This window comes from Sulfuricurvum sp., from assembly GCF_022759005.1.
Lineage (GTDB): Bacteria > Campylobacterota > Campylobacteria > Campylobacterales > Sulfurimonadaceae > Sulfuricurvum.
On sequence record NZ_JAEMQA010000089.1, the window covers coordinates 1 to 5599 of the forward strand.

7 protein-coding genes are annotated in these 5599 nt (G+C 47.2%); 2 read left to right on the forward strand and 5 right to left on the reverse strand.

Annotation, left to right across the window (positions count from 1 at the left end; translation table 11 throughout):
- From JHC35_RS06060 to JHC35_RS06070, 3 genes are all read right to left on the reverse strand, one after another.
- The coding region (locus tag JHC35_RS06060) for an aminotransferase class I/II-fold pyridoxal phosphate-dependent enzyme (protein WP_295043008.1) at positions 1 to 1123 on the reverse strand (1123 nt) is incomplete at its 3' end.
- Positions 1110 to 1610: a hypothetical protein gene (locus JHC35_RS06065; protein WP_295043010.1), complete on the reverse strand. Its 501-nt coding sequence runs from the start codon at positions 1608 to 1610 to the stop codon at positions 1110 to 1112. The genes JHC35_RS06065 and JHC35_RS06060, both read right to left, overlap by 14 nt.
- Positions 1582 to 2598: an aldo/keto reductase gene (locus JHC35_RS06070; protein ID WP_295043012.1), complete on the reverse strand. Its 1017-nt coding sequence runs from the start codon at positions 2596 to 2598 to the stop codon at positions 1582 to 1584. Before JHC35_RS06070 ends, JHC35_RS06065 begins: the two co-directional genes overlap by 29 nt.
- Before the next feature lie 88 nt (positions 2599 to 2686).
- Between JHC35_RS06070 and JHC35_RS06075 the strand changes: the two genes are divergently transcribed.
- Together JHC35_RS06075 and JHC35_RS06080 are read left to right on the forward strand one after the other, a co-directional pair.
- Positions 2687 to 2875 carry a hypothetical protein gene (locus JHC35_RS06075; protein ID WP_295043014.1) on the forward strand — a complete coding sequence of 63 codons (189 nt, stop codon included), beginning with the start codon at positions 2687 to 2689 and terminating at the stop codon, positions 2873 to 2875.
- 35 nt (positions 2876 to 2910) lie between these two features.
- The gene (locus JHC35_RS06080; protein WP_295043016.1) at positions 2911 to 3816 is read left to right on the forward strand and encodes a DUF234 domain-containing protein; all 906 of its coding nucleotides are present in this window, start codon (positions 2911 to 2913) and stop codon (positions 3814 to 3816) included.
- Here JHC35_RS06080 and JHC35_RS06085 read toward each other — a convergent pair.
- Both JHC35_RS06085 and aguB read right to left on the reverse strand, forming a co-directional pair.
- Complete coding sequence (locus JHC35_RS06085) at positions 3799 to 4587, reverse strand: J domain-containing protein (protein WP_295043018.1); 789 nt, start codon at positions 4585 to 4587, stop codon at positions 3799 to 3801. The genes JHC35_RS06080 and JHC35_RS06085 overlap by 18 nt on opposite strands.
- A 62-nt stretch (positions 4588 to 4649) precedes the next feature.
- Positions 4650 to 5498, reverse strand: coding sequence for an N-carbamoylputrescine amidase (aguB, locus tag JHC35_RS06090; protein ID WP_295043020.1), 849 nt, complete (start codon positions 5496 to 5498; stop codon positions 4650 to 4652).
- Positions 5499 to 5599 lie beyond the last annotated feature (101 nt).

The window sequence follows — 5599 nt, forward strand, 5'->3', positions numbered from 1 at the left end:
CCGCCTCTTCGAGTACATCGAGGGGTTTAGAGTAACAAAAGCGAACCATATTACGACCTGCATCGTCGTGATAAAATGCCCGTCCCGGAACGGATGCAACCCCCGTTTTCTCCAAAATCGCCATCGCTTTTTCAAAATCATCATTGCCGCTAACAGCACTAACATCACTCATTACATAATACGCACCCGCAGGAACACTCGGAGTCAGCCCCGCATCGCGGAGTGCCTCACAAAAGAGATCGCGTTTATGCTCGTGGATACGGGCAAGTTCGGCATAATATTCATCTCCAAGCTCCTCTAATCCGACCGCCGCACCGATCTGTAACGGTGCGGGGGCGCAGACGTAGATCAGATCATTGAGCTGTGCCATCGCTTCGATGACATGGATCGGTGCAATCGCATACCCCAAACGCCATCCGGTAATACTAAACACTTTGGAAAATCCGCTCAGTACGACACATCGATCTCTCAGACTCGGAACACTGAGTGCCGTGATATGCACCGCATCGCCGTACAAGAAATGTTCGTACATCTCATCGGCAAAAACAATCAAATCGTGTTTTTCGGCGAAAGCTCCGATTTGCTCCAACTCTTTACGTGTGTAAACTTTGCCGCTCGGGTTGGCGGGATTGCAGATCACCATCACTCTCGTTTTCGAGGTCACTACCGCTTCAAGCGCTTCTAAATCCACTCTCCATTCCGGAGCTTCGAGACGGACAAATGTCGGCACCGCACCCAACGAGGTAAGGGTGGAGCGGTGATAGCCATAGTAGGGTTCAAACAATATCACCTCATCGTTCGGGTTGAGCAGTGCCATACACGCCGTGTAAAATGCCCCCGTAGCACCATCACTGACCAACACCTGTTCAGGCTGAATCTCAACATCATAAAATCGTTTCATCTTAGAGACTATCGCTGAACGCAAGCGAGGTAATCCCTCCGTCGGCGTATAGATATTGATCCCTTCATTCATTGCCGCATACGCCCCCTCGATCACCGCTCGGGGTACTTCGAGATCGCAGACACCTTGTGCCATATTGATTCCATTTAGTGCGTTACACGCCCGCGTCATTGAGCGGATATGGGATTGCTCCACCTGAGAGCTTCGTTCACTCAGTCGCATTGTTCTCCTTTAGATCTTCGATTTTAATGATAAGTCCGTTCGTGCGATCTTTAAAGTATGTCATATCATTTTTGAGCCGATAAACGATGTCCATTTTTTCATTTCGGATGTATTGAGTCTTTGCACCACCGCACTGCTCACCCGTATTAATCCCGTTGAAAATCGGCTCACCGAGCAAAATCCGGCGAAGGGTATCGGCAGGATATTCAGCAGAGAGGTATTCACGTATAAATTCTTCTTCGCTCATACACCCTGCACTCACACATACCTTTTCATCAATAGAAATCTTCTCCACCGCAACTCCCGCCGTGAAAAGCTCCGCTTCCACCGCATCCCCCTCATGACGGATGTACCCCGTATCGGCGAATTTGAGCTTCGGCGATTTGATGGTGATGATTTTGGGTTCACTGACACTGTAATGTTTGGTTGAGCACCCGCTAATCACGAGAGCTATGAGACTAACCCATAGGATAGAGTATTTTTGCATGTACCTCATCCAGTTTTTGTAAAATTTCATTGCTTAACGTCACATTCATAGCAGCAAGAGTCGCATCGAGCTGCTCAGCAGTTGTCGCTCCGATAATGGTGGAGGCGACAAAATCGAACTGCTTGCTCCATGCTATCGCCATCGTGACCGGATGGATCCCCGCTTCGTGAGCGATACGAAGATACTCTTGGGTCGAGGCGAGAGTTTTATCGTTCATAAAGCGCGCTGCCATCAAACGCTGGCGTTTATTGGCCGATTTGACATAATCGCTGAAGCGCCCCTGTGCATTGATGTCTTGATTGTATTTACCGCTGAGGACTCCTCCTGCCAAAGGGGAGTACGGCAAGAGCGAAATTTTCTCTTCACGGCATAATGCGGCGATTTCGGTCAGATCCCGACGGTTGAGAAGCGAAAAATTGTTTTGGATCGACTCGAAACGGGCGAGTTTTTCGTACTTGGAGACCATCAGTGACTTCATCGTCCCGCGTGCCGTATCATTCGACGTTCCGATATAACGCACTTTGCCGCTTTGCACCAACGCATCGAATGCTCGCATCGACTCTTCGATCGGAACAATCGTATCGGGCCAGTGCATCTGATACAGATCAATATAGTCCGTTCCCAAACGTTTGAGCGAACCCTCGATAGCCCGCTCGATATGAAACCGATCAATCGCCGTTATTCCATGACGGATCGGAGGGACAAACCACCCCGATGCCGCCCCCGCCACTTTGGATGCCAAAATAATCGCATCACGGGGTTTTGTTTTGAGCCAGCGCCCCACCATCTCCTCGGTCAAACCGGTAAGTTTCTCTTCGGGAGGGACAGGATAGAGTTCGGCGGTATCGAAAAAATTGACCCCAGCGTCGTACGCCTTGTCCATAATTTTAAATGCCTCTGTCTCATCACATTGGCTACCGAAGGTCATTGTCCCCATACAAATCGGCGATACGCGTAATCCGCTTCGCCCGATATAGCGATAATTCATTGATTCTCATTTCAAAAGATGTGAATTGTTTTGTTATTTTAGCGTTTTTTGAGCTACAATTAAGTTCGATAAATAAGAAAATAGGGGGATGTGTTCGAGTACGTCGGTATGTCATGAATGTGCCGATCACCGCGATTTTATCCGCTCGATGCCAGATGTCCTCAGCAAGCTCGAAGTGAATGCCGCATCTGCCGATCGTTATAGCGATCTGCTGAACCAATACAAAGAACGGGTGAATAAAATTCTTAATAACATCTCGATTGCTCTCACCTCCTAACGCCATCCTCTCACTTATTGGTTATAATCTCCGCAATGGATAGAAAACTGATAAGCGATTTTTTTCATCTCAATCTTCCCGAAGACATGGAACAGTGCATTGAACTGTTCGCTATCTTCGGCGGATACAACCAACCGATTAATACCGATGAAGCGCTTGAGACCCTGATCCTTAACCACATACTCCATCGCTTTGAATCGCATCGTGAACATCTCCTCCTTCCGCTTAAGGATGATCCGCTCTGTCTTAATTTGCTTCATGCGATCAGTGTCGGAGACCGCCGCCAACGCTCTGCCTACCGCCGTGCCCGCATCGGAAAAGAGCGGGGGAACGAAGCGTTTGAATTTTTACGTGTCAGCGGCTATCTCACCTTGGAGCGTTCGCGAGAGATGCCTCTGCAACGCGCCTATCCGAAACAGCGGTTCAAAAAAGAGATAGAGCACCATGTCATCTCTCATAAATACCGCTTTACTACCCCGTTTTTGCGTTTTTGGTTTGCCTTTGTCGAACCGTTTGCCAAATCGATCCGAGAGGAAAATTACCAACCTTTTTTTGAGCATTTTCGCGAACACTTCAATGCGTTTGTCGGATTTACGTTTGAAGAGCTGTGCGATCTCTACATTCGCGATATTTTGGCGCCGTCTTTCAGAAACGATATTTTAGATTCGGGGAGTTATTGGAACCGCGAAGTGGAAATCGATCTCTTCACCGAAACAATGGAGGGAGAAATTTGGGTCGGAGAGTGCAAATGGACGAACCACAAGGTCAACAAAAAAGAGTTTCATAAACTCGAAGAGAAATGTTCCAAGCTCAACATCACGCCGGATAAAATATTCTTATTTACAAAACGGGGATTTTCAAACGAACTCAATGAGATGAAGGAGAAGAGGCTTTATCGTATCCGTTCCGAAGAACTCAGCGCATTAACTAACCGCTCTTAGCGCGCCGTATGCCTCTTGGAGAAGCTGAAATTTCTCCGTATATTTATTGATAATTTTCGAATTTTTATTTTGTACACGGTCCGGATGGTACCGTTTGGCAAGCGTTCGATACCGTTTTTTCAAATCTTCGGGAGATGAACCCATTGGAATCTCAAAAATTGCGTGATAACGGATCATTTTGTCGATTGCATCGTTGCTTTGTCCCCATCCGCGATAATTTCCGTACAACCGACTCATAAACATATCATCGTATAGATAGTTGATCGTAAAGTGGAGAACTTCACGACGATTGAGTGTTTTCTCCAAACGCGCTCGTGATTGCTGAGTCGTTACATCAATAAACAAAGCATCGTTCGTCGAGCTCGTCACCATACTTGAGAGCTGTTGTTTGAGATAACGCATCACCCAGCGATTCGGGGTTAAAACACTCAATTTCACACGATCCGGTCCGAATGCATAGACCTCTACATCTACTTTTTCACTCTCACGAAACGGCACTTCGATACGGACAGCCGCCGTTTTGCACCGTTTGAGAGAGCGGGTATAAAACGGGCTGGAGAGTTCATTGGCTTTGGCAAAACGCTCACTGAGCGTCTCCAAAAATTCCTCTTTTTGGTTCGCAGAGTTTTCATTGTTCAGAACCAATACCCCATTTTCCAAAAACAACGTGTTATGGATGTGATGATCAAAAAACTCCTCCATCCACGACTCTTCGAGCGTGTTGGAGCTCCCTTGAACGAAAATAGCGTTATTGCGCAATACAACTCTCACGGCAACCCCCGTTAGTAACTCTAATACTAGAGTAAAGCAAAAGGAGTTCCATTATTTCAATATCAATTTTTGACAATCTCTCCGTAACACTCCGGTCGGCGGTCGCGGATCAGTCCCCAATAGTGACGATGTTCGCGAATGGAGAGCGGATCAAATTCGCTGTAGAGTATTTCCTCTTTATCACGCGATGCTTCTGCAACTTTTGCACCCGTATGGTCGGTGATAAAGGATGAGCCGTAAAACGTCAGGGTACAGCTCTCACCCACCTCTTCACCGATGCGATTGGCGGCGATTACGGGGATGATATTGGCAGCAGAGTGCCCCATCTGAACCCGCTGCCAGTGTGACGCCGAATCGACGCCAATCTCCGGTTCGCTTCCGATAGCAGTCGGATAGAAAATCATATCCGCACCCATCAATGTCAATGAACGTGCCGTCTCCGGAAACCACTGATCCCAGCAGATCCCGACACCGACATTGCCAAACGCTGTTTTCCACACCTTAAAGCCGGTGTCACCCGGTTCGAAATAAAATTTCTCTTCGTATCCGGGACCGTCTGGAATATGGGTTTTTCGGTAATTTTCCATAACCGTTCCGTCACTGTCGATCATCACCAGAGAGTTAAAATACCGCTCGCCGTCGCGCTCAAAATAACTGATCGGCAGTACTACGCCGAGCTCTTTTGCCAATGCGCTAAAATGAGCTATCAGTGCATTATTTTCTCTCGTGTGTGCCCACTCGAAATATTTTTTGTCCATATCCTTGCAAAAATAGTACCCCTCAAACAGCTCTGGGATCAAAATGATATTGGCTCCGTTTCGTGCCGCTTCACGTACCATCGATTCGGCTTTGAGAATGTTCGCGTTTTTATCCTCGCTCATCTGCATTTGCACTGCCGCTACTTTTACCATCTTTACTCCTACAGCTGTATTCCATTATCGCAATTATAGCATTGCTAGAACACAGAATGTTTACTTCAAAAATATTAGTTTTTTTTAATACATACCGTGAT

What these genes read in the sequence shown, in the direction of transcription:
- JHC35_RS06065 (WP_295043010.1), bottom strand. Translation starts at nt 1,610, where the DNA reads ATGCAAAAATACTCTATCCTATGGGTTAGTCTCATAGCTCTCGTGATT.
- JHC35_RS06070 (WP_295043012.1), bottom strand. Translation starts at nt 2,598, where the DNA reads ATGAATTATCGCTATATCGGGCGAAGCGGATTACGCGTATCGCCGATT.
- JHC35_RS06075 (WP_295043014.1), top strand. Translation starts at nt 2,687, where the DNA reads ATGTGTTCGAGTACGTCGGTATGTCATGAATGTGCCGATCACCGCGAT.
- JHC35_RS06080 (WP_295043016.1), top strand. Translation starts at nt 2,911, where the DNA reads ATGGATAGAAAACTGATAAGCGATTTTTTTCATCTCAATCTTCCCGAA.
- aguB (WP_295043020.1), bottom strand. Translation starts at nt 5,498, where the DNA reads ATGGTAAAAGTAGCGGCAGTGCAAATGCAGATGAGCGAGGATAAAAAC.